Genomic DNA, 23,417 nt, shown 5'->3' on the forward strand with positions numbered 1-23,417 from the left:
CAATGATTACATTTGAAAATAGGATTGTTCAAGAAGACTTAAAAGAAATTATCAGCGCTTCTTATCTTAACCTTGAAAAATTACGAGGCAAAACAATACTGATTACTGGTGTTTCAGGCATGTTAGCAACTTATTTAGCTTACACGATTTATTACTTAAATGTTCACGAAAATTTCCAGACAAAAGTTATTGGTACTGCTCGAAACATGGAAAAAGCGGATGCTAAGTTTCGAAATTTGTCAAAAGAATATTTTGAATTGATACAGCATGATGTTACTGAGCCACTGGATTATGAAGGCGATATTGATTATATTATCCATGCGGCAAGTAATGCAAGTCCCAAGTTTATTTCAACTGATCCAGTAGGGATTATTAAGGCGAATACTTTGGGAACGATGAATCTGTTAGAGCTTTCGAGAAAAAAAACAATCCAAAATTTTCTTTTTTTATCAACGCGAGAAATTTATGGAAAATCAATCAAAAATAGCTTGACAGAACAAGATTATGGTGGTTTTGACATCCTTTCTCCGAGAGCTTGTTACCCAGAAAGCAAACGGATGGCAGAAACATTATTAGCAAGTTACGCTGTACAATATAACATGCCATATACGGTAGCTCGAATTGCACATTCTTATGGTCCGGGTATGGAAATAAATCATGATGGCCGTATCATGAGTGATTTGATTTCAAATGTTGTTAATAGCGAAGATATTATTCTTAAATCTGAAGGAACTGCTGAGCGAGCTTTTTGTTATATCTCAGATGCAACGACAGCACTCTTAGCCATTTTGTTAAATGGTGATTCTGGACAAGCATACAACGTGGCAAATGAAGATGAACCTATTCAAATCAGAGATTTAGCACAAAAATTAGTAATATTATTGCCTGAAAAAAACTTAAAAGTTAAATTTGACATTCCTGAATCGCAAAGTACTGCTTACAGTACAGATGGTAGAACCGTGATGGATATGTCCAAAATAGAGAAATTAGGCTGGCACAGAATTGTTACTCTTGATTCAGGTCTAAAGAAGACAATAGAAAGTTTTGAATAATGAAAACAGCAGTATTGATGGCAACTTACAATGGAGAAAAGCTTATTGAGAAGCAGTTAGATTCTATAAAAAATCAAGTGCTTTCTCCTGACTATGTTATCATCCGTGATGACGGCTCAACTGATGGGACGGTTCAATTTGTTCGAAATTATATCAAGCAGAATAACTTGGTCGGATGGGATATTGTTCAGAACGAGAAAAATTTAGGGTGGCGTTTAAATTTTCGGCAACTATTGATTGATTCTCAAAATACTGATGCTGATGTTATTTTTTTATCAGATCAAGACGATGTTTGGCATTTAGAAAAAAATATAAAACAAGTAGAAATACTTTCAAGTCATTCGGAGATAGAAGTTTTAAGTGCGGATACTGAATTTAATGTTAGTACAAGTGAAGCGACAATTCCAACAAACTATGTATTTAAGGATAATACCCAAGAACTTTCAAAATTTCCTATAGAACGTTTTTATAAGGCGGGCTTTCGTCAAGGCATGACTTTGGCGATAAAAAAAGAATTTATAGAGCGATTTTTGAAATATTGGCAAGAAGACTATAATTTGTTGCCTCATGATGCACTTATTGAGTGTTTAGCTGGATTATTGGAAGTTGGCTATAATCTGAATGAGTCTGTTGCTATTCATAATCGCCATGAGACGAATGCAAGTGGTAAAGCAGTTGTAACGCTTAAATCTTCAAAAGAGCTTCATATTCAAGAACTTTATGCAAAGTATCAAGGCTATTACGAAATTGTTTATAAAGTGCTTCAAGATAATAATTCTTCGTTAGCCCAAGTGGAAAAAAAATATTATGAGTTTACTAAAAGACGAATAGCAAATGCAAAATCAGGTAACTTCTTTAAAACATTTGAACAAGTTATAAGAGATTGGAAAAATTACGAACACGCTTCAAGTCGGATCAGAGATATTTTATTTGCTTTTAAAAAGTAGGACAGTAATAGATGAAAATTTTAGCGGGAATAGTAACTTATAACCCAGATATTAAAAGACTAAGTGAAAATATAGCAGCAGTATCTTCTCAAGTTGATAAGGTACTTATTGTTGATAACAATTCCACTAACTTAGAAGAATTTAAAGAATACGATAATATTGAAGTTATCGCTTTAGATGAAAATAAGGGTATTGCTCTTGCTTTAAACGAAATAGGGAATTATGCCATAAAAAATGAGTATGATTGGTTTTTAACGCTTGATCAGGATTCAGTCGTCTCTGATGACCTGATTAAAGAATACTTACCTTATTGTACATTACCAAAAGCTGCGATATTGACTTGCCATTTTCAAGATGTTAATGATGTTGTTAAAAGTGAAGTGTATAAAGAACCATACCAAGAAGTCCAGTTATGTATCACTTCAGGAGCATTGATGAATACTCAGTATTTTGAGAAGTCTGCGAAATTTGATGAACGTATGTTTATTGACTTAGTCGACTATGACATTAATCTTCAGTATAGTAAACTCTCATATAAAATGTATCAAATTGGTTTTATAGGTTTTAGGCATGAAATTGGTGATCGTGTACATAAAAAATTTTTAGGTAGAGATATTTATGTTAATAATCACTCGGCTATTCGACGTTACTATTTTTCAAGAAATACAATTTATTTAATTCGAAAATATGGCTGGAATGATATAACAAAAGGGCTGTTTATAGCTAATAATGGACATGCATTAAAGGTTATTTTATTTGAAAGACAAAAGTGCAAAAAAACTTGGTTATATTTCAAAGGACTTCTAGATGGTAGACTGATGGATTTGAAATAATCGAAAGTTTATTTAATAAGAAGTAGAAAGGCGATAAAAAAGTGCAAATCAATATACTAATGTCCACTTATAATGGCGAAAAGTATCTCTCTCAGCAGATTGAAAGCATCATTGCTCAAACGGAAACGAAGTGGCGCTTGATTATTCGAGATGATGGCTCAAAAGACAATACGGTATCCACCATCAAACAATTTGCAGATCAAGATAAAAGAATTGATTTTGTCCAAGGTGAAAATGTAGGTGTTATTAATTCTTTTTTTCAGTTGGTAAAACATTCGAAGGCTGATTTTTATTTCTTTTGTGATCAAGATGATGTCTGGCTCCCAAATAAATTAGAAATTATGTTAAATGTGGCTATGTTCTGCAAAGAAGAAGTTCCTTTACTAGTTTATTCGGACTTGAAAGTTGTAGATAGTAGTTTAAATGTGTTACATCAAAGTATGATAGATGAAATTACAGGGCCAGCCAGTACAAATTTAAAAGAAGAAATGCGACGTAACTGTGTAACAGGGTGTGCGAGCATGATAAATAATGCATTGGCAGAGACATGGAAAGATACTGATGATATCATAATGCATGACTGGTATTTAGCACAGGTAGCAGCAGCGCATAATAATCTAGTATACATAAATGAACCGACTGTTTTGTATCGACAACACGAGAATAATGTTCTTGGGGCGGGAAAAGGAGATTTGGCAAGTAAATTGACTGCTATGAAGGCTGATGGTTATACAAATCTAGCTTGGCAAGAAATTCTAAAAGAACAGTGGCAGCTTCATCGTGTAATGGGCACTCTTCCAGAAACAAACGAAAATAAAAAAGTAATAAAAACATACCTAGGTATTTTACATGAAGTATGGATAAAACGTATGTTTGTGATGCTACGCTATCAAAAGGGTAATACAAAAAAAATTTATCTCATTTTAAGAACATTCTTACTAGTAACAAAAATAGGATATAGAAAGTTTATCTCTCAAGAGAATACTTGACAAAATTTTTTCAAAGTTACATATATGTTGGAGGCCGATTTGAAACTCATAAAAAATATGGTATACAGTACATCTTACCAGCTCTTAGCACTCATTTTACCATTAGTCACAGCCCCATATGTATCGCGTATTTTAGAACCTAAGGGGATAGGGATTTTTTCTGTAACAACGGCTTATGCAACGTATTTTGTCTTGTTAGGGGGATTAGGGATAACACTTTATGGAAATAGAGAAATCGCTTATGCTTTTTCTGATATCAGGGAAAGAAGTAAGCTATTCTTTGAAATTAATACCTTACGCGCAGTAAGTGTGCTAATTTCATTTGTTATCTTCATTATAAGCATTTGGTTTCAGCCAAACTATCAAAACTTGTTTTTATTACAAGGAATTCTAATTATAGCTACTGCTCTTGATATCTCCTGGTTCTTTATGGGAATGGAAAATTTCAAAGTAGTAATAGTCCGAAATACAATTATTAGAATTATAACCGTGATTTTAACATTTATTCTAGTTAAAACAGCAAATGATTTATGGATATATATTCTCCTAGTAGTTATTTCTCAATTATTTTCAAATTTAAGTTTATGGCCATTTTTAAGGAAAAATATTATTTATATTTCTCCTAAAGAATGGGAAGTATTAAAGCATTTAAAGCCAACTTTATGGTTGTTTTTTCCACAGATCGCAACACAAATCTACCTCTCGCTGAACAAAAATATGTTGGGTGCTTTAGATGGTATGGCTGCAGCTGGTTTTTTTAACCAATCAGATACAATTATAAGAATATCTTTTACCCTTGTATCGAGTTTTGGTGCAGCATTTCTACCACGATTATCCTCAATGCATGCCCAAGGAAAGACCGATGATGTACATGATTTGACATTAAAGTCTCTAGATTTGAGTTATGCCATATCATTTTTGATAATTGCCGGAATTATGGGAGTATCACATACATTTGCGCCATTTTTCTTCGGGAAACAATATGATCAAGTATCAAGTCTGATGTTCGTTCAAGCGACTATGATTATTTTTGTTGCAATAGCGAGTGTTCTTGGCAACCAATATTTGCTTTCTGCCAGACGGACTAAAGAGTTTGCGGTTTCCTCTCTTTGTGGTTTAATTGTTAACGTAGTATTGAATTTGTTGCTCATTCCAAAAATGGGCGCGATGGGAGCAGTTATTTCAACAGTTTTAACAGAGATATCCACAACATCATATCAAATATGGGTACTCAGGGGTACTTTTAAGATGAAAGAAATTTTTCATGGTGTATGGAAATATATGTCTGGAGCTGTGATTGTGTTTGTGTTCATGTTTACAATTAATAATAACATGCAAGTTAGTGTACTAAATTATATAATTCAGACGATTATCGCTGTATTGATTTATTCGGTAACATTATATGTGTTACGCGCACCAGTAAATACGTTAATTAGTCCTTATATTAGAAAAATAATGAAGAGATAGGTTATTTCAAATAGTGAGAGTAATTATGACAAAGAAAATAAATAAAAAATTATTGATTTTAATCAGTGCTGTTGCATTAGCATTTCTAGGAATGGAACAACAAGTCAGTGCTGATACTTTACCGACAAATCAAACAAATATTGACTTAAAGGTTACCAATAACGGGATACCTGTTATTCATACTTCTTATAGTGCAATGAATATCAATCGTGCCTATAAAGAAATAAAAAACGGAAAAATTAGTCAAAAAGCTAGAAATTCTGCTGCGTGGATATTGACAACTCAAAACACGAATAGTGAAAGTGATGTTGGTGTTATTACGCTGAGTAATGGGCAAAAGATTGGTCAGGGTATTACGCATACAGATGAAGAAATGGCATCAATAATTTCTGGCCTAATGAATGTTGACGATTTATCGTTGATTAGTGAAATAAATCGTTCTAATACAACGATTCCCTTTTTAAATCCAGAACACGTGATTTATAAGTTTACAAATAACAAGGGAGTAGCTAAAGCAAGTGTAGAACAAGGTTATACACTTATTCTTGATGCTAATAATAATTTTGTTAAGCTTACTAAGCTACAAGGGACTTCTGAAAATGTGTTAGTGGATCTCGCCAATACAGATAATAAAATCAAATTTACTGAGGATAGCAAGTTAAAAAATCTGGCTACAAATTTTGGTCAATATGTTGTAGGCACCAATCAAAAATTTAGTTTTAATCTTTCTATAAGTAAAGATATGTGGCAACAAGCTGGGAGTGTCAATCTGGTTTTACCGCCACAATCGAATCTTTCTTTTGATTCAATAGAAGTTTTGGAAAATAATGACGCGGTAGCAGTCGTTACGAATCCTGATTTGAATGATACGATGGTATTTAATTCTTCTGACCCTGTGATAGCGGCGAATATTGCATTAAATGAAACTCAAAGTGATATATTGCTACGAGTTACAGTACATGTGAATCTTGAGGGAAATAATATCAGTACTAATGATCTTATCTATACCTCTATGAAAGCCATGTCTGTCAATAACGATGGAAGTTCAAGTGTAGCCTCCACTCCTAATTTAGTTGTAGCAGGGGTAAATTTTGCAATGACCCAAAAAAATGCGACGGAGTTTGCTCGAGGCGGAAAATTTATATTAGCTAAATCAAAAGGTAATGCTTATAAAGTCTATGGGAAAAATAATAAGTGGCATGAGGTTGATAATTTAAATCATGTTCAAACCTCAGAGTCCTTAGTTTTAGAAGGTGGAGAACGGTATATACTAGGGAGCGAGACCCCCCTAAAAATTCCTTTAGATGTTTTAAGATTTAACTTCAGTGAAAAAAACAGCAGAGAAATCAATAAAAGCTTAATACAAATTATAGGATTGGCGCAAGGTGATAATTACTTTCTTTATAGAATTGACGAAGGTCAGAATTCATCAGATTCCGATAAAATTTTTAAATTTTCTATTTTTAGTCGGAGTTACTTCTCACCTAATAATTCTCTGTTGGTTGATAACTCCATAAATAATCCTAAAGAACCTTTAGTTGGCATTGTGGGTCAAATTCCTGACTATGTTGCGGGAGCTAATGAGTATAGTAATTTAACATTAGATGGAAGTAAACAAGAACAACAAATTAATCGGAGACATATATTTGTAGCAATCGGTTTTATGGTGATTTTAATCTTAGTGGCGACAATTTTCATTGTAAGATATAGAGGGTTGTGAGGCGTAAAAAATGAAAAATAGAATAGAAGAAGAAAAAATAATCTCCTCTTCCATAAATGGGAAAAAAAGTAAATTGCATAAGGGTTATTTGATTCTTAGTGTTTTACTTGGTATGATTCTTGCAATTGGTATGCCTTTTTTCAATGAGCCTGACGGTCAATTTCACTATGTCGTGAGTTCTAACATGGTGAATCTATCCAACGATATCTCAGCATATGGTGAAGTTAGTATAGGAACTGGAATTGATCAACAGCTTGAAGTCTATCAACAGGGCGGTTACTTTCAAAAGTATTACTTAACAAGAATAGTTGAAATGCCAATGAGCAAACAACCTAGACAGGGCTTGACTGAGAATCCAAATATCAAATCTTATAATTTTTTGGGACATCTGATTCCTGCACTAGGCGTGTGGATTGGTCATAAAATTTATCCTTCAATGGGTATGATGATAACAACAGCGCGTTTATTTTCTGTATTGATTAACTCGTTATTGATGTTTTTAATCATTAAGTCTGTTAAAAAAGGGAAAATGATCTTTGTCGCACTCTCTTTAACACCAGTAACGTTGAACTCGTTTGCAAGTTTGTCCTATGATTCTCTTAGCTTTGTATTAGTGGCTTGGTTGATAGCTATTGTGATTAACAGTCTAGTTGATCAGCAGATTAAATGGTGGAGGTGGCTAGAACTCGCAGTAGCTTCTGTGGCCATCTACTTTGGCGCTAAAACTAATTTTAAAGTTTTATTACTTTTTATACCAGTCTTAATCGCCATGTTTGTTTTCCCCAAACTCTATCAGAAACTGTCTCGATTTTTCAGTGATTTGTGGACAAATAAAAAGGCCTTGGTGCTGTCGTTATTAGTAGGGCTGGGCTTAATATTTGTTATTTTGATTGTTTTATTAGGTTTGAGGCATAATGGCATTTTTTATAGTATATACAGATTTATCATTAATTATGTTGTCAATTTGAGAGACTATTTATCAGTGAGCTCCGTATTTTATAATTTGTTAGGTTCGCCATATCCTAACATTAACTATACACCTGCTTGGGTAAGTATGATTTGGTATATTGTGCTGTTTGCAGTATTGCTTTCTGAGGATAAGTTTATAAAAAGTAAATTCATTTCATTAACGAGTATGGTTATCTTTTTAATGGGAATTGCCGCTGTTTACTATGTGTATATGACATATACACCGACTGGAGCGCCAGTGGGAAATCCGACTATATTAGGTCAAATGCAAGGTTTACAAGGAAGATATTTTACACCAACATTATTTTTATTATTATTTGTAACTTGTTATGAAAAATTTAAAATCAAAATTAATGGACAAAAAGGTATCTTATTATTTGTCATGGGTATAGCAGTAATCACAAATGTTTTACTCTTATTTTCAACACTTTTTGGTGCTTATTATTTATAGAGCTGAAAACGGTGATAGTTTATATTAGAACTTTTTAGTCATAACTTATATAGATATTGTTGATATCAGGAGAAAAAATGAAATATAACACAAAAAATTATGATTATCTGATTGTTGGGGCGGGGCCTTATGGTTCTGTATTTGCCTATGAAGCTGCAAAACGTGGTAAAAAATCTTTGATGATTGAACGTCGGGCTCACATTGGTGGTAATATGTATACGCATAAAGAGCATGGTATTAATGTTCATGATTATGGTGCTCATATTTTCCATACGGATAATAAAATGGTATGGGATTATATTAATCAATTTACGGAATTTAATAATTATATTAATCAGGTGGTTGCAGATTATAAAGGTGAGCTTTATAATCTTCCCTTTAACATGAATACTTTTTATCAAATGTGGGGAGTCAAAACGCCAGCAGAAGCAGCAGCAAAAATTGAAGAGCAAAAGTCCAAAGCAGGGATTTCAGGAAATCCTAAAAATTTGGAAGAACAAGCTATTAGTCTGATTGGTACTGATATTTATCAGAAACTAATCAAAGGTTACACAGAAAAACAATGGGGGCGCAAAGCTACTGAATTACCGTCATTCATTATCCGCCGGCTTCCAGTACGCTACACTTTTGATAATAATTACTTCAATCATCGCTATCAAGGTGTTCCAGTGGATGGCTATACGGCTATCTTTGATAAAATGCTTGACTCAGATCTTATCGATGTTCAAACAGGTGTTGATTTTTTCAATGATAAAGAAATCTTTTTAGAGGAATTTCCAAAGGTTGTTTATACTGGCATGATTGATCAGTTCTTTGACTATTCTTTTGGAGAACTTGAATACCGTTCTGTACGATTTGAAACAGAAACTGTAGCGTCTGATAATATTCAAGGAAATGCTGTTATCAATTATACTGATGCAGAAACGCCTTACACACGTGTAATGGAGTGGCGACATTTTGATAAGAAAGCTGATGAAGGTTATACGATTTTAACAAAAGAGTTTCCGCAAAATTGGGATTGCGCCAAAGAAGCTTATTATCCAGTCAATGATGAAAAGAATTCTGGCATTTTCAAAAAATATAACGATGAAACTAAAAAATATCCTAATGTTATTTTTGGTGGACGTTTAGGTAATTACCAATACTATGATATGGATCAAGTTTTTGGCATCGCTTTAAAAGCAGTTGAGAAAGAATTTAAAGATTGAGCATCTGGTAGTGACTAGTATTAAATCAAAAAGCTCGTGTGGAAAAGATTGCCACCGAGTTTTTTTATATCATCATAAATTTATTATTTGACAAGCAGCTTATGGTATAATAAAAGAAATAGGCCTTGTTTACAGCACATGCTTTGTAAGCGATTACGCAAAATGATGGTGGTCAGGAGTTGACTGATGAAGCGGAATAAATTAAGTATAGTGATAGCTATAGGTGTGCTCATGATAGCATTAGTTGTGAGACCTTTAGTGATACAAGCGAGTGAACCGACGACGGGTGATAGTCAGGTACAGATTGATAATTCAAGTGAGCAGTTTTCTGCTCCATCGAGTAGCAGTTCGTCAGACGCCGATCCGACAGATGATGACTTATCTACAGGAACGACAACGTCTGAAACACCAGATGTTGTGGCGAGCCTAGAAGTTAGCGTGTCCAAATCTAAAATTACGATTGGTCAAACTGTTCAAGTTGCAACGATTGTCTTACCAAGTACAGCAGAGCAGAAGTTGCAATATAACTCGTCAAATTCAGCCGTTGCTAGTATTGATAGTCAAGGTAAGGTTACAGGTCTGGCGACTGGTCAAACAGAAATCACAGTGACCTCACAGGACGGTCTGAAAACGGCAAAACTAACGATGACTGTCGTTAAAACATCGGTTGTGTATCAGTCGCATATTCAAAATATTGGTTGGCAAAAGACTGTAACAGATGGCGCCCTGTCTGGCACACAAGGAAAAGCTTTGCGACTTGAGGGGGTAAAAGTTAAACTGGATAATGCGACTTATGCTGGGCATATTGAGTATCAAGTCCATATTCAAGGTATTGGTTGGCAATCAAAAGTATCTAATGGGGCTATGGCGGGAACATCGGGTCAAGCTAGACGTTTAGAAGCGATCAAACTATTGCTAACAGATGAACTGAGCAGTCATTATGATGTCTACTATCGTGTTCACGTTCAAAATGTCGGTTGGTTATCTTGGGCGAAAAATGGGGCAACAGCAGGTAGCCAAGGGCTTTCAGCTCGAATGGAAGGGATTGAAATTAAACTTGTCCCTAAAGGGATGGGTGCTTTTGAACAGTCACGTGCTTTTGTTTCAGGGACGACACTTTCGTACCAGACACACATCCAAGGTATTGGTTGGCAGGCTTCAAAAGGCAATAATCAAATTTCAGGGACGACGGGGCAGGGGAAACGGATTGAAGCGTTGAAAGTTTCTGCTGCTCGAACAGGACTTAATGGTTCGGTCATTTATCAAACTCATGTTCAAAACATTGGCTGGCAAGCTAAAGCATCTAATGGCGCTATGGCGGGAACAACGGGTCAAGGTAAGCAGGTCGAAGCTATCAATATCAGCTTAACGGGCGAGTTGGCGAGCTTTTACGATATTTATTATCGCGTGCATGTCCAAGACAAAGGTTGGCTAGCTTGGACGAAAAATGGTGGGAATGCAGGTTCAAGTGGTGCCGCTAAGCGCCTTGAAGCGTTGCAGATTCAATTAGTTCCTAAAGGGGCTGCTGGTCCAGCAACAGGAAAAGCGTTCTTGTCAGCGAGTGATTTTAAACCAAAAATCGGCAAACCTTACTATTATTCTCAATTAGACCCACGTTGGTCAGGCAATCGCTTTAATTTATCGACTATCGGGCCATCTGGCTGTGTGCCGACAAGTCTTGCCATGATTTTAAAAGGCAGTTATGGCATGAATTTGACCCCTGCAGATGTCGCAGCGCGTATGGACTATTACAGTGGCTGGTCATTCGGTGCTTCAGGTAAAGATCTAATTGCAACAGCAAAATCTTACGGTCATGCAGTCGAAGTTGTCACGTCACAAGGCGTTGCTGAGCAACGTTTGAGAGAGGGTTATCCGCTTATCTGGTTAGAAAATGTCGGGATTGGTCATGCAGTCGTTTCTTTTGGCAATAGGGGCGGGAGTACAGAAGTATTTGATCCTTATGGTCGTCAATTTTTCAATGGCTGGTATAGCATTTCCTACCTGTGGAGCAGACCATCAGCAGATACCATGGATTGGGATGCCGGTAGACCAGTTTTTGTCATTAAATAGTGAGGAATCAAGATGAAGAAAATAGGATTAATTTTAATGGTTTTGGCAAGTAGCGCATTGGTCGCTTGTGGGGCAAAAAAGGATGATGATGCTCCTGTCAAATCGACATCAAAATCAACGAGTGCAATAAAAAAGCCAACTCTCTCAAAATCTTCAGAAACGCCTATGTCTTCTGAAATACTCCCTTCTTCTAACCAGACAGTCAAAACGTCAGATGTCCAAGGCTCTGACGTGACCGAGGCCAGACTAAGTCTTTATGAAGCGGGCGTTAATTCTTCAAGTATTTCAGACGAGGAACTTTTGAAATATTGGGATGAAGCTAAGAAAGAAAAAATAGATTTCGTAAAGTATGTTCAAGATAAAATTTGATATTTTTAATAATATACTCGTCGTTTTTGATATTCATCAATAAATCTGATATGATAGATAGTAAAGGGAATATAATGATAAATTAGTAGTAAATTAACTAAAGATAAGAGCGGTGAAGATGATGAAGAAAAAATGGATTTTATTAGCAATAGTCGCAGTATCGACTTGTTTGTTGGGCATGAAAGGAGAGGCGGCAAGTGCAGTCAATGACTATATCATCAAGAATAATGTGAAACCTGCAGGAGAAACCGTATCCCTTGGTAGAATTTATAATCAAGACCCCAACAGAAATGGTGGCATCAACATGAATTATACCGATGGGAAACCAAAGATGGTGATTATCCATGAAGTTGGTGTTGATGGCGGGTCAATTAATGGCTCCATTGACTACATGGTTAGAACGCAGGATTCGGCTTTTGTCCACTCATTTGTTGATGGCTCACAACTTATCACCATAGCGGATAAAGCAAAAAAATCTTGGGGTTCAGGTGGTTGGGGGAACCAGTATGGTATCCAAATTGAGCAAATGCGTGTGACGACGAGTGCTGCGTTTTATAAACAAATCGCCACACTGGCCAAGTGGTCAGCAGAACAGTTGATAATCTATGATATGGGGGCACCAAAATTAATGTCAAGTCCTAGCAGCCCTCAAAGGAATGATCTATCAATCAAGCCTGATGGTAATTTAGCTAGTCATAAGATGATTGCCTATAAGTTTAACCAGACGACAGATCATGTTGATCCAGATGCCTATTGGGCAAGGTTTGGTTACAACATGAATCAGTTCCGAGATTTGGTTGAATACTACTATAATCAACTTGGAACTCCGAAGATTAACAGTACCTCAGTAGAAGGTAATCCAGCCACTGGTGAGTTTAAAGTGCGTGTTAAGACAAGCGGTGCTGTAACAAGAGTTTCGGTGCCAATCTGGTCTCATGATAATGGACAGGATGATTTACTCTGGTATCCGGCAACTAAAGTCAAAGATGATGAATATTTAGCAACATTTGATGGTGCGAATCATAATTACCAAAGTGGCCTCTATGCTATCCATGCCTATGCTTATAGTCCAAGTAAGCATGCCACTACGGTTGTGAATGGTAATTTACAAGTCAACTATCCAACGACGCCTATCGTTCATTACCAAACTCATGTGCAAAGTATCGGCTGGCAACAGTCCGTGACGGATGGTGAAACGAGCGGCACAGTTGGGCAATCACTTCGAGTTGAAGCGTTGAAGTTAGCGGTAACGGGTAATGTATCAGGAGGCGTCCAGTATCAAACGCACGTGCAAGGGATTGGCTGGCAAAATGGTGTGGCCAATAATGCCTTATCTGGAACAACAGGTAAATCATTACGTGTGGAAGCTGTTCGAATTGGTTTAACGGGTGACCTTAAATCACAATATGATATCTATTATCGTGTCCAATCACAAAATAAAGGCTGGTTCGGCTGGGCTAAAAATGGTGATTCAGCTGGGACACAAGGTTTTGGTTTACGGCTGGAGTCGTTGCAGGTTAAACTGGTTAAAAAAGGTACAGCCTTTGATGTTGGGAGTGAGGCTTTCGTGACATCGGATTTGGCGGTCAGCTATCAAACGCATATTCAAGGGATTGGTTGGCAAGCATCCGTTAAAGATGGTGCAGTAAGTGGGACTATAGGAAAAAGCTTGAGGTTAGAAAGTGTTAAAATCAATGTTGATAATGTTGCCTTTAACAAGATGACTGGTGGTGTTCAATATCAAACTCATGTTCAGAGTATTGGTTGGCAAAATCCTGTTTCAGACAATGCCCTATCTGGAACAACCGGCAAGAGTTTGCGCGTAGAAGCAATCAAAATCAACTTAACGGGTACCTTAGGCCAAAACTATGATATTTATTATCGGGTTAACGTGCAAGATAAGGGTTGGCTTGGTTGGACTAAAAATGGTGAATCTGCTGGTACGCAAGGTTTTGCTTTACGACTTGAAGCAATGCAGGTCAAACTGGTCAAAAAAGGCACAGCCTTTGATGTTGGTGGAGATGCCTTTTTCAACTCGGAGTTAGTCGTCAACTATCAAACACATGTTCAAAATCTTGGCTGGCAAACAATGGTTAAAGAGGGCGAGACAAGTGGCACATCTGGTAAAGGACTACGGTTGGAAGGAATCAAAATTGATGTTGCCAATGTGGCCTTCCATAAGATGAACGGTGGTATTCAGTATCAAACGCATATCCAAAATATCGGATGGCAAAATGCTGTGTCTGATAACGCCATCTCAGGGACGACAGGTCAAGGACTACGCCTAGAAGCGATCCGGATTAATTTAACGGGTACTTTGGCAGAAAACTATGATATCTATTATCGCGTTCACATCCAAAATAAAGGTTGGTTAGGTTGGGCTAAAGATGGGGCTTCAGCAGGAAGTGAAGGACAGGCCCTTCGCCTAGAAGCGATTCAAATCAAATTAGTGAAAAAAGGGATTGCCTTTGATACAGGGGGGACAGCTTTCGTCGTGCCCCCACCAGCCCCAACACTAATGCCAGTATTTAATTTGTCAGGTGTTAACGATACCCAAAAAGCCTGGTTTAATGCTATCTATCCAGAGGCTCAAAAATTAGCAAAGGCCAATGACTTATTGCCATCGATTATGATGAGCCAAACTATACTTGAGACTGGATGGGGACAAAGTGAGTTAGCGACAAAAGCTAACAATTTCTTTGGAGTCAAAGCTGATGTTTCTTGGAAGGGCGCTAAGTATACTGCCTTAACCAATGAGGTCATCAATGGGAAGACGGTCCAAGTCATGGCTGACTTTCGTAAGTATAACAGTCAGGCTGAGTCCTTGAAGGATTATGTGACGAAGATCAAAACAACTCTGAATGATAGAGGAACGGATTATCGTTATCGAGCTGCATGGCGCAGCAATGCCAAAACGTATGACAATGCCGCAAAAGCCTTGCAAGCAGGCGGTTATGCAACAGATCCAGAATACGCAACGAAGTTGATTACTCGAATTGACAAATACAAATTAAACGCACTAGACTAATCGAAATAATAAAAAGTTCTATGATTTTGGAGGTCAAATCAATCATAGAACTTTTTTGAAAACTTGAAAATGTGACCATTCATGGCATATTTTGGTTACTCATACAAGGATTTGGTTATTCATGGTATATTTTCGACCATTCACGGCATCTTGGAAATAAACTCGGATTGTTGTGCTATAGTATAGTCATAAACAAATCGCGCGAAAATTGTTTATAGCCCATACGCAAAATCGGATATCCCAAAACACGGCGGTGTTTGACTCAAAACACGGCGGTGTTTGACTCAAAACATGGCGGTGTTTCACTCAAAACATGGCCATGTTTTGAGAAGCATCGTTCAAACGCAGTGAAGCGGTTAAACTAAACACGACTTACCGTTGGAAATAATCGTTTGACCCTTCCCTTACACACAAAAGGAGCTAAAAATATCTATTGCTTATTCTGTCAACGCAAAAATCAATCCAAGCCAACCTGTTGCCCTCGGTCGCTATTATGCCACAGCTAAATCAAGTGGCGATGTGACACTTAAACAGCTTGGGAAAGAAATCGCACAACGCTCAACAGTCAACCATGCGGATACATTGGCTGTATTAGAAGTCTTAACCCAACTGTTAAGGGGGAGCATATTGTAAATGATGAAATCGTTCGTTTAAGTGATTTCGGTCGATTTAATGTCTCACTCAAATTGATAAGACCAGAAAGCCAAGCAGCTTTCACAAGTAAAAATATTGAGAAAGCAAAAATCAATTTCCGTCCTGGAAAAGACTTGCAGGATATGCTGAAAACGTTGCCTATAAAAAAGTGTCACAAGCTGAATAATCACAGCGTATTTAAAAGCAGTCATAGCTATATTCAGCTATGACTGCTTTTTATATGTTTTACACGCCAGTTCCTCGAATCAAGTCAACAGTAGACCGATCCAATCCTTGCACAATCTCTTGTAGAAAAGCTTGTGCCGTATCGAAATCTTCCAGTGAAAAGAGCGTTTGATGACTATGGATATAACGGGCACAAACACCGATTGTTGTTGATGGAATCCCTGCGTGTTTGAGGTGAGCAGCCCCCGCATCTGTGCCACCTTTTGAGACGTAGTACTGATATTTAACGCCAGCTGATTCTGCGGTATCCAGTAAGAAATCACGCATAGTTGGCAATAAGATATGACCGGGATCGAATATTCTCATCAATGTCCCGTCGCCGATGCGACCGTCAGCACTAGCATCAAAAGTATCTTGGGCAGGTGAACAGTCGACGGCGAAGAAAAGGTCTGGATTGAACTTAGTCGTTGAAACGTGCGCCCCACGGAGACCAACTTCTTCCTGAACATTAGCACCTGCGATGAGCGTATTTGGCAATTCGATTTTATTTTCGCTCAGATGTTCTAAGAGTTCATTCACCATGAGGCAACCGTAGCGATTATCCCAAGCTTTACTGATGACATTTTTTTGATTGGCAGTCAGGATAGCTTCAGTTTGTGGGATAATGACCGCACCGGGGTGCACGCCATAGCGCTCCGCCTCCGCCTTATCTGCAAAGCCTGCGTCGAAAATAATGTCCTCAACTTGTGGCATGGCAGGGGCGCCACCTACTCCACGCATCAGATGTGGCGGTACGCCACCCGTGATGACCGGAAGTTCAACCCCGTTTCTGGCAAATAAAGTAAAGCGCTGAGCCGAGATGACGAGGGGGTTCCAACCGCCGAGTGAGACGACACGCAGGGTGCCATCGGGCTTGATTTTGCTAACCATGAAGCCGACTTCGTCCATGTGGCTAGCGACCATAATCCGTGGCGCGTTGGTATCTGCAGCATGTTTGATACCGAAAATGCCACCGAGGCCATCGGTTTGCACCTCATCGACGTGAGGGGTGATGTGTTGGCGCATGAAGTCTTGCATGGGGCGCTCGAAACCGGATGTGGCTTGAATTTCAGTAATAGTTTTGATTTTGTCAAAAGTAATCGACATGTTGGGATTCTCCTTAATAATTATGTGCATAGTTATACTTCCATAATACCAAAATAATGCTGAGATGGGGCAGAAAAATGCGACCAGTTAGCTAGAAAATGAAAATTATGCTAAAATATAATCATGAAGAAAATTTTGAAAATGGGTATGGGCGCACTTGTCGGTGCAAGTCTTGTCGTCAGTGTCGGCACGCTCTACCAAAAGCGCAAGGATAAAAATCTGCGCAAGCTCTTGGCTCTGGCTAAACAGCATTTTATGTTTGATGATCTATTAGCCAGTTGGCTTGTGAGCGAGCCGATTCTTTTTCATGTTCATGAAGGTGGCATTATTCGTGCGGATGGCACAGTTATAACGTTTGAGATTGATGCTGATACTTTGCGGATTGTTGAAACACACGAGTCAGAAGTGACTGCAGTAGATTAAGGAGAGATAAAAATGATTATTCCAAATAGTGTAGAAGAATTAGCAACATACGTTGAAAAAGGTCGCAATGTCTTCTTTTTCACAGCAGATTGGTGTGGGGATTGTTCCTTTATTAAGCCAGCTATGCCAGAAATTGAAGCAGCGCATCCGGAATATACCTTTATCGAAGTTGACCGTGATGTTTATATTGACGTTGCCATTGAATGGGGCATCATGGGCATCCCGAGTTTTGTCGTGATTGAAGACGGCAAAGAAACAGGTCGTCTGGTCAATAAATTACGGAAAACAAAAGAAGAAGTGACTGCGTTTTTGACTAATGTCAAAGGTTGAGACGCCTAAAGGAGTAGAAAAAATGATTGCGATTTATAACACCCACTTAAATGATGTCTTGATGTTGATTACCGGGGACAATCAGGGTGAAAAATTAACGGCAACGCGCAAGGACAATGTTGCTAAAGTTATGCGTGAGGATAATGGTCAAGTTGTGGCTTGGAACTTCTTTGACGCGTCAACTTTGTTTCCGATTACGGGCAATGGTCAAGTTGATCTTTCAGACGCCGATGTTGATACACTCAACGGTGCCATTAAAGTCGCAGGATTTGAAGATGTTTTGGTTCCCGATCATGCGCCTAAATTTGTGGTTGGTGAAATTACATCACTCGTGCCACATCCAGATTCTGACCACCTTAATATCGCGCAGGTTAAGATTGCTGAGGATAAAACGGTTCAAATCGTGGCAGGTGCGCCGAATGCGCGTGTTGGTCTGAAAACGATTGTTGCCTTACCCGGTGCAATGATGCCAAGTGGTGCCTTGATTTTTGCTGGTCAACTCCGTGGTGAGCCGAGCTTTGGCATGATGGCTAGTCCACGCGAATTGGCCTTGCCAAACGCCCCACAGAAACGTGGGATTATCGAACTTGCGGGAAGTGAAGTGCCAGGAACTGCTTTTGATCCAGTTAAACATTGGCAGAAATAAAAAATAACTAAAACAAAATCCTCTTGTTTACGTATAAGTAGATAGGAGGATTTTTTATATGTTAAATAAAAGTTTATTAATCGGTCGCTTAACTGCGCAGCCGGAAGTGAAGAAAACGCCGACAGATAAATCTGTCTTGCGCGTGACTTTAGCCGTTAGTCGACAATTTAAGAATGCTGACGGGCAACGTGAAGCAGACTTTTTGGCGATTGTCATCTGGGGAAAACCTGCTGAATTGTTCGCGTCCTATGCTAAAAAAGGGAGTCTGGTCTCAATCGAGGGCGAACTTCGGACACGACGCTACGAAGATAAGACGGGTGTGACCCACTACGTGACGGAAGTTTTATGCCAACAGTTTAATTTGCTAGAAAGTCGAGCGGCCGTTGCTTTGAGAGAGGGGCAATTTGATGATGTCTCAGATGTTATGTTAGAGGCTGAGGATTTGCCGTTTTAGTATCTGGTTATCAATTCTTTTTCCTGTAAAACTGTAAAAGGTACCCAATACGTGATTTGAAACGCTTTTAAAGTAATGGAGAAATTAAAGGTTATGATTTTGTAGGTTAAGATATGGAAAAATGGATTGTCGTAATGGCAGTTCATTTTATCTGATATATTTTTCTCTGTAATAATCAAAAATCCTTGACGAATCCTGACCAACTGAGTATAATAGAGGTGTTAGCACTCGAACACAGAGAGTGCCAAAAATTAAAAATAATTGGAGGCTTACCAGATGTTAAAACCATTAGGTGATCGTATTGTTTTACGTGTTAAAAAAGAAGAAGAGAAATCTGTCGGTGGCATTGTTCTGACGACTAGCGCGCAAGAAAAACCGTCAACAGCAGAAGTTATCGCTGTTGGTCAAGGAGGTCGGACACATCGTGGTGATGTGATTGCCCCTAGTGTTGCTGTTGGGGACATCGTCGTATTTGAGAAGTTCGCAGGAACCGAAATCAAAGATGGTACGGATGAATTTCTAATTGTGCGCGAAGGCGATATTTTAGCAGTTGTAGAATAAATTATTAAACTCAATCAATAAAACTCAGGAGGTAAGAAATGTCAAAAGATATTAAATTTTCATCAGATGCGCGTGCGGCAATGGTACGCGGTGTCGATATATTAGCAGATACAGTGAAAGTAACGCTTGGACCAAAAGGTCGCAATGTGGTCTTGGAAAAATCATTTGGCTCCCCTTTGATTACGAATGATGGCGTGACCATCGCTAAAGAAATCGAGTTGGAAGACCATTTTGAAAATATGGGTGCTAAACTCGTTAGTGAAGTGGCATCAAAAACTAACGATATTGCCGGTGACGGGACAACAACAGCGACTGTCTTGACACAAGCGATTGTCCGTGAAGGCTTGAAAAACGTGACGGCGGGTGCGAATCCAATCGGCATTCGTCGTGGGATTGAAACGTCTGTCGCGACAGCTGTTGATGCCTTGAAAGCTATCGCTATCCCAGTTTCTGGCAAAGAAGCGATTGCGCAAGTTGCGGCGGTTTCTTCTCGCTCTGAAAAAGTCGGCGACTACATTTCTGAAGCCATGGAAAAAGTTGGCAATGACGGTGTGATTACCATCGAAGAATCCAAAGGGATGGAAACTGAATTGGATGTCGTTGAAGGCATGCAGTTTGACCGCGGTTACTTGTCTCAATACATGGTAACAGACAACGAAAAAATGGTCGCTGACCTTGACAATCCATATATCCTCATCACAGATAAAAAGATTTCAAATATCCAAGATGTGCTACCGTTATTGGAACAAATCTTACAACAAAATCGTCCGCTTTTGATTATCGCAGATGATGTTGACGGAGAAGCCTTGCCAACACTTGTCTTGAACAAAATTCGTGGAACTTTCAACGTCGTTGCTGTCAAAGCACCAGGCTTTGGTGACCGTCGGAAAGCCATGCTTGAAGACATTGCCATTCTCACAGGTGGTACGGTCATCACGGAAGACCTCGGTCTTGAGTTGAAAGATGCGACCGTTGAATCGCTCGGCCAAGCAAGCAAGGTAACCGTTGATAAAGACACAACAACCATCGTTGAGGGTGCGGGTGCTAAAGATGCCATTGCCAATCGGACTGCCGTCATTAAATCACAGATTGAGCAAACAACGTCTGATTTCGATCGCGAAAAATTACAAGAACGTCTGGCGAAGTTATCAGGTGGTGTGGCAGTGATTAAAGTCGGTGCAGCCACTGAAACTGAGCTGAAAGAAATGAAACTCCGGATTGAAGATGCCTTGAACGCCACACGTGCAGCCGTTGAAGAAGGCATTGTTGCAGGTGGTGGGACAGCGCTTGTCAATGTGATTGCTAAAGTTTCGGAAGTCGACTTGACTGGCGATGAACTCACAGGTCGTAATATCGTCTTACGTGCGCTTGAAGAACCTGTTCGTCAAATCGCTAAAAATGCTGGCTATGAAGGCTCTGTCGTGATTGATAAACTCAAACAATCCGCAACTGGTACAGGCTTCAATGCAGCGACAGGCGAATGGGTAGATATGATTGAGACAGGGATTATCGACCCAGTCAAAGTCACACGTTCAGCCCTTCAAAATGCGGCATCAGTTGCTAGCCTAATTTTGACAACCGAAGCAGTTGTTGCCAATAAACCAGAACCAGCTGCCCCTGCGGGTATGCCGGGTGGTATGGATCCATCCATGATGGGCGGCATGATGTAATCACTTTTAATACAGAAAAAATAGTAAAACCACAGATCAGGCAGACTTGCGGTTTTACTATTTTTATTTTAGATTAACTGATATTATCAGTATCTTCTTGTGTGATGGTGATATTAGCCAACTCAGTATGGTCGGGTTTGAGATAAATGACCTGAATTTTAGCATCAGGCGCGATGGCTTTAAGGGTGTTCAAAACAGGTTTCATCCCTTTGACTAAAGTCGGTTTTAAAGCTTCGGCATCAACAGTTACCCCAGGATCTTTGGCATAAGTATAGGTGTAGACAAGGGTATGTCCGTCTCCTTTGGTGATGGTAATGTCCGAAAACATATCTCCGAATTGTTTTTTGAGGGTATCGGTTTGGGATTGTGCGCCCTCAATCATCAGATCGAAATTATCAGATGACGCTGATTTGTCACTAGAAGATGTTTTGCTTGTGTCCTTTGCTTCAGAACTAGCTTTCTTTTCTTCAGATTTTGATGATTTTTTAACGGTTTCCGTTTTTTTGTCTGCTGAACTGTCTGTTGATGGCTTGCTACTACAAGCAGCTAGTCCTGTCAATAATGCAGTAGCAGAGAGCAAGATGGCGATTTGTTTTTTCATAATGATTTCCTCTTTCCTGATTATAATTATATCATATTTTTAAAATTAGGAAAGATAATAATTAGAATGACTGATTAAGATGTTGCAAGTTTCTAAACTAGATAATAGGCTGTCGTAGGAGATTTTTCAAGGTGTAGACTTGCTACCAAAACAGGGTTTTCAAAGTCTGAATTGGCTTAAAATAGCAGCTATTTTCCGAACTTTGCAGACGGATGGTCAGGAAAATAGGGATGGGTGGTAGCAATCACAGCCTAGATTTGATATAATAAAGTGTTGCAATTTGAGCAAGTTTTTAAAGCGTATCAGGTTTTGGCTTGAATCTTGAAGGAGAAAATATGTCATCAGTAGTTGTTGTTGGAACCCAGTGGGGCGATGAAGGTAAGGGGAAAATTACGGATTTCCTCAGTGAAAATGCGGAAGTTATCGCGCGCTATCAAGGTGGTGATAATGCTGGGCATACCATTGTTATCGAAGGGACTAAATATAAATTACATTTGATTCCGTCAGGGATTTTCTATCCTGAGAAAATTTCTGTTATCGGAAATGGTGTGGTCGTCAACCCGAAATCATTGGTTAAAGAGTTGGCTTACTTGCATGACGCGGGGGTTACGACAGATAATCTGCGGATTTCTGATCGGGCGCACGTGATTTTGCCTTACCATATCAAGCTTGACCAACTGCAAGAAGATGCTAAAGGCGATAACAAAATCGGGACAACGATTAAAGGCATTGGGCCAGCCTATATGGATAAGGCTGCGCGTGTTGGGATTCGGATTGCTGATTTGCTGGATAAAGAGATTTTCGCTGAGCGTTTGAAAAGCAATCTTGAGCAAAAAAATCGTGAATTTACAAAAATGTATGAAGTTGATCCGATTGCGTTCAAAGATATTTTCGAAGAATATTATGACTATGGTCAACAAATCAAGAAATATGTCACAGATACATCTGTGATTTTGAACGATGCGTTAGACGCTGGTAAACGTGTGCTTTTTGAGGGTGCGCAAGGTGTCATGCTTGATATCGACCAAGGGACTTATCCGTACGTGACCTCTTCGAACCCCGTTGCAGGTGGTGTGACGATTGGTTCTGGTGTTGGCCCGTCTAAGATTTCTAAAGTTGTTGGCGTCTGTAAAGCCTACACATCACGTGTTGGTGATGGCCCATTCCCAACTGAATTGAACGATGAAATCGGTCATCAAATCCGTGAAGTCGGTCATGAATACGGCACAACAACGGGTCGCCCACGTCGTGTGGGTTGGTTTGACTCTGTGGTCATGCGTCATTCTCGTCGGGTGTCTGGCTTGACAAATCTGTCGCTTAATTCAATCGACGTTTTGACTGGTCTTGATGAAGTGAAAATCTGTGTGGCTTATGATCTTGATGGTGAGCGGATTGATTACTATCCTGCAAGTCTTGAAACGCTGCAACGTTGTACCCCAATCTATGAAACCTTGCCAGGTTGGTCAGAAGACATTACGGGCGTTCGTCATTTGGATGATTTGCCAGAAACAGCGAAAAATTATGTTCGCCGTGTGTCTGAACTCGTTGGCGTGAAAATCTCAACTTTCTCAGTTGGTCCAGGTCGCGATCAGACGAACGTTTTGGAAAGTGTTTGGGGCGTTCTGTAAGATTAAAAATGAAGCACTTGGTTGAGGTCAAGTGTT

22 protein-coding genes are annotated in these 23,417 nt (G+C 38.9%); 20 read left to right on the plus strand and 2 right to left on the minus strand.

Annotated elements, in window-relative coordinates; translation table 11 throughout:
• The first annotated feature begins 2 nt into the window (after positions 1–2).
• The 13 genes from RsY01_RS08950 to RsY01_RS11125 all read left to right on the plus strand — a co-directional run bounded on the left by RsY01_RS08950 (position 3) and on the right by RsY01_RS11125 (position 15,966).
• Positions 3–1,052 carry an NAD-dependent epimerase/dehydratase family protein gene (locus tag RsY01_RS08950; protein ID WP_094785204.1) on the plus strand — a complete coding sequence of 350 codons (1,050 nt, stop codon included), beginning with the start codon at positions 3–5 and terminating at the stop codon, positions 1,050–1,052.
• Positions 1,052–1,999, plus strand: coding sequence for a glycosyltransferase (locus RsY01_RS08955; protein ID WP_094785205.1), 948 nt, complete (start codon positions 1,052–1,054; stop codon positions 1,997–1,999). The genes RsY01_RS08950 and RsY01_RS08955 overlap by 1 nt, the downstream gene beginning before the upstream one ends.
• A gap of 11 nt (positions 2,000–2,010) precedes the next feature.
• Entirely contained in the window at positions 2,011–2,832 is an 822-nt protein-coding gene (locus tag RsY01_RS08960; RefSeq protein ID WP_094785206.1) for a glycosyltransferase family 2 protein, read from the plus strand.
• Positions 2,833–2,873: 41 nt separating this feature from the next.
• Positions 2,874–3,821, plus strand: a complete 948-nt coding sequence (locus RsY01_RS08965; protein ID WP_094785207.1) for a glycosyltransferase family 2 protein — start codon at positions 2,874–2,876, stop codon at positions 3,819–3,821.
• Between the two features lie 39 nt (positions 3,822–3,860).
• Positions 3,861–5,288 (plus strand): flippase, encoded by a 1,428-nt coding sequence (locus tag RsY01_RS08970; protein ID WP_094785346.1) that lies wholly within the window; start codon positions 3,861–3,863, stop codon positions 5,286–5,288.
• Between the two features lie 25 nt (positions 5,289–5,313).
• A complete protein-coding gene (locus RsY01_RS08975; RefSeq protein WP_094785208.1) occupies positions 5,314–7,008 on the plus strand; it encodes a hypothetical protein in 1,695 nt (564 codons plus the stop codon).
• 10 nt (positions 7,009–7,018) lie between these two features.
• The gene (locus RsY01_RS08980) at positions 7,019–8,428 is read left to right on the plus strand and encodes a DUF2142 domain-containing protein (RefSeq protein WP_094785209.1); all 1,410 of its coding nucleotides are present in this window, start codon (positions 7,019–7,021) and stop codon (positions 8,426–8,428) included.
• 77 nt (positions 8,429–8,505) lie between these two features.
• Positions 8,506–9,636 carry a UDP-galactopyranose mutase gene (gene glf, locus RsY01_RS08985; RefSeq protein WP_094785210.1) on the plus strand — a complete coding sequence of 377 codons (1,131 nt, stop codon included), beginning with the start codon at positions 8,506–8,508 and terminating at the stop codon, positions 9,634–9,636.
• 231 nt (positions 9,637–9,867) lie between these two features.
• On the plus strand, positions 9,868–11,706 hold the full coding sequence (locus tag RsY01_RS08990) for an Ig-like domain-containing protein (RefSeq protein WP_167373254.1): 1,839 nt from the start codon (positions 9,868–9,870) through the stop codon (positions 11,704–11,706).
• Between the two features lie 12 nt (positions 11,707–11,718).
• A complete protein-coding gene (locus RsY01_RS08995; RefSeq protein WP_133063207.1) occupies positions 11,719–12,075 on the plus strand; it encodes a hypothetical protein in 357 nt (118 codons plus the stop codon).
• 118 nt (positions 12,076–12,193) lie between these two features.
• Positions 12,194–15,103 (plus strand): glucosaminidase domain-containing protein, encoded by a 2,910-nt coding sequence (locus RsY01_RS09000; RefSeq protein WP_094785213.1) that lies wholly within the window; start codon positions 12,194–12,196, stop codon positions 15,101–15,103.
• Between the two features lie 432 nt (positions 15,104–15,535).
• Positions 15,536–15,736, plus strand: coding sequence for an HU family DNA-binding protein (locus RsY01_RS11100; protein WP_274519423.1), 201 nt, complete (start codon positions 15,536–15,538; stop codon positions 15,734–15,736).
• Between the two features lie 53 nt (positions 15,737–15,789).
• On the plus strand, positions 15,790–15,966 hold the full coding sequence (locus RsY01_RS11125) for a hypothetical protein (protein WP_489752623.1): 177 nt from the start codon (positions 15,790–15,792) through the stop codon (positions 15,964–15,966).
• A 16-nt stretch (positions 15,967–15,982) separates the two neighbouring features.
• Here the strand turns inward: RsY01_RS11125 and pepA are convergent, their stop codons facing one another.
• Complete coding sequence (gene pepA / locus RsY01_RS09005; RefSeq protein ID WP_094785214.1) at positions 15,983–17,068, minus strand: glutamyl aminopeptidase; 1,086 nt, start codon at positions 17,066–17,068, stop codon at positions 15,983–15,985.
• A 123-nt stretch (positions 17,069–17,191) separates the two neighbouring features.
• Between pepA and RsY01_RS09010 the strand changes: the two genes are divergently transcribed.
• From RsY01_RS09010 to groL, 6 genes are all read left to right on the plus strand, one after another.
• The gene (locus RsY01_RS09010; RefSeq protein ID WP_133063208.1) at positions 17,192–17,491 is read left to right on the plus strand and encodes a hypothetical protein; all 300 of its coding nucleotides are present in this window, start codon (positions 17,192–17,194) and stop codon (positions 17,489–17,491) included.
• 12 nt (positions 17,492–17,503) lie between these two features.
• Complete coding sequence (locus RsY01_RS09015) at positions 17,504–17,821, plus strand: thioredoxin family protein (protein ID WP_094785216.1); 318 nt, start codon at positions 17,504–17,506, stop codon at positions 17,819–17,821.
• 22 nt (positions 17,822–17,843) lie between these two features.
• Complete coding sequence (ytpR, locus tag RsY01_RS09020; protein ID WP_094785347.1) at positions 17,844–18,467, plus strand: YtpR family tRNA-binding protein; 624 nt, start codon at positions 17,844–17,846, stop codon at positions 18,465–18,467.
• A 58-nt stretch (positions 18,468–18,525) separates the two neighbouring features.
• Positions 18,526–18,921, plus strand: a complete 396-nt coding sequence (locus RsY01_RS09025) for a single-stranded DNA-binding protein (protein ID WP_094785217.1) — start codon at positions 18,526–18,528, stop codon at positions 18,919–18,921.
• Between the two features lie 276 nt (positions 18,922–19,197).
• On the plus strand, positions 19,198–19,482 hold the full coding sequence (groES, locus tag RsY01_RS09030) for a co-chaperone GroES (protein ID WP_094785218.1): 285 nt from the start codon (positions 19,198–19,200) through the stop codon (positions 19,480–19,482).
• A 38-nt stretch (positions 19,483–19,520) separates the two neighbouring features.
• Positions 19,521–21,152, plus strand: coding sequence for a chaperonin GroEL (groL, locus tag RsY01_RS09035; RefSeq protein WP_094785219.1), 1,632 nt, complete (start codon positions 19,521–19,523; stop codon positions 21,150–21,152).
• A 73-nt stretch (positions 21,153–21,225) separates the two neighbouring features.
• Here the strand turns inward: groL and RsY01_RS09040 are convergent, their stop codons facing one another.
• The gene (locus RsY01_RS09040) at positions 21,226–21,753 is read right to left on the minus strand and encodes a hypothetical protein (protein ID WP_094785220.1); all 528 of its coding nucleotides are present in this window, start codon (positions 21,751–21,753) and stop codon (positions 21,226–21,228) included.
• Between the two features lie 335 nt (positions 21,754–22,088).
• Here RsY01_RS09040 and RsY01_RS09045 point away from each other — a divergent pair, with 335 nt between their 5' ends.
• A complete protein-coding gene (locus tag RsY01_RS09045; protein ID WP_094785221.1) occupies positions 22,089–23,381 on the plus strand; it encodes an adenylosuccinate synthase in 1,293 nt (430 codons plus the stop codon).
• Positions 23,382–23,417 lie beyond the last annotated feature (36 nt).

This window comes from Pseudolactococcus reticulitermitis (assembly GCF_002260845.1).
In the GTDB taxonomy this organism is placed as follows: Bacteria; Bacillota; Bacilli; order Lactobacillales; family Streptococcaceae; genus Pseudolactococcus; species Pseudolactococcus reticulitermitis.

Excerpts from the sequence above, each read along its gene's own strand:
- RsY01_RS09040 (WP_094785220.1), bottom strand. The coding sequence starts at position 21,753 with ATGAAAAAACAAATCGCCATCTTGCTCTCTGCTACTGCATTATTGACA.
- RsY01_RS09015 (WP_094785216.1), top strand. The coding sequence starts at position 17,504 with ATGATTATTCCAAATAGTGTAGAAGAATTAGCAACATACGTTGAAAAA.
- RsY01_RS08975 (WP_094785208.1), top strand. The coding sequence starts at position 5,314 with ATGACAAAGAAAATAAATAAAAAATTATTGATTTTAATCAGTGCTGTT.
- RsY01_RS09025 (WP_094785217.1), top strand. The coding sequence starts at position 18,526 with ATGTTAAATAAAAGTTTATTAATCGGTCGCTTAACTGCGCAGCCGGAA.
- RsY01_RS08990 (WP_167373254.1), top strand. The coding sequence starts at position 9,868 with ATGATAGCATTAGTTGTGAGACCTTTAGTGATACAAGCGAGTGAACCG.
- RsY01_RS08980 (WP_094785209.1), top strand. The coding sequence starts at position 7,019 with ATGAAAAATAGAATAGAAGAAGAAAAAATAATCTCCTCTTCCATAAAT.
- RsY01_RS09045 (WP_094785221.1), top strand. The coding sequence starts at position 22,089 with ATGTCATCAGTAGTTGTTGTTGGAACCCAGTGGGGCGATGAAGGTAAG.
- ytpR (WP_094785347.1), top strand. The coding sequence starts at position 17,844 with ATGATTGCGATTTATAACACCCACTTAAATGATGTCTTGATGTTGATT.
- RsY01_RS08955 (WP_094785205.1), top strand. The coding sequence starts at position 1,052 with ATGAAAACAGCAGTATTGATGGCAACTTACAATGGAGAAAAGCTTATT.
- RsY01_RS09010 (WP_133063208.1), top strand. The coding sequence starts at position 17,192 with ATGAAGAAAATTTTGAAAATGGGTATGGGCGCACTTGTCGGTGCAAGT.
- groES (WP_094785218.1), top strand. The coding sequence starts at position 19,198 with ATGTTAAAACCATTAGGTGATCGTATTGTTTTACGTGTTAAAAAAGAA.
- pepA (WP_094785214.1), bottom strand. The coding sequence starts at position 17,068 with ATGTCGATTACTTTTGACAAAATCAAAACTATTACTGAAATTCAAGCC.
- glf (WP_094785210.1), top strand. The coding sequence starts at position 8,506 with ATGAAATATAACACAAAAAATTATGATTATCTGATTGTTGGGGCGGGG.
- groL (WP_094785219.1), top strand. The coding sequence starts at position 19,521 with ATGTCAAAAGATATTAAATTTTCATCAGATGCGCGTGCGGCAATGGTA.
- RsY01_RS09000 (WP_094785213.1), top strand. The coding sequence starts at position 12,194 with ATGATGAAGAAAAAATGGATTTTATTAGCAATAGTCGCAGTATCGACT.
- RsY01_RS08960 (WP_094785206.1), top strand. The coding sequence starts at position 2,011 with ATGAAAATTTTAGCGGGAATAGTAACTTATAACCCAGATATTAAAAGA.
- RsY01_RS08995 (WP_133063207.1), top strand. The coding sequence starts at position 11,719 with ATGAAGAAAATAGGATTAATTTTAATGGTTTTGGCAAGTAGCGCATTG.
- RsY01_RS08950 (WP_094785204.1), top strand. The coding sequence starts at position 3 with ATGATTACATTTGAAAATAGGATTGTTCAAGAAGACTTAAAAGAAATT.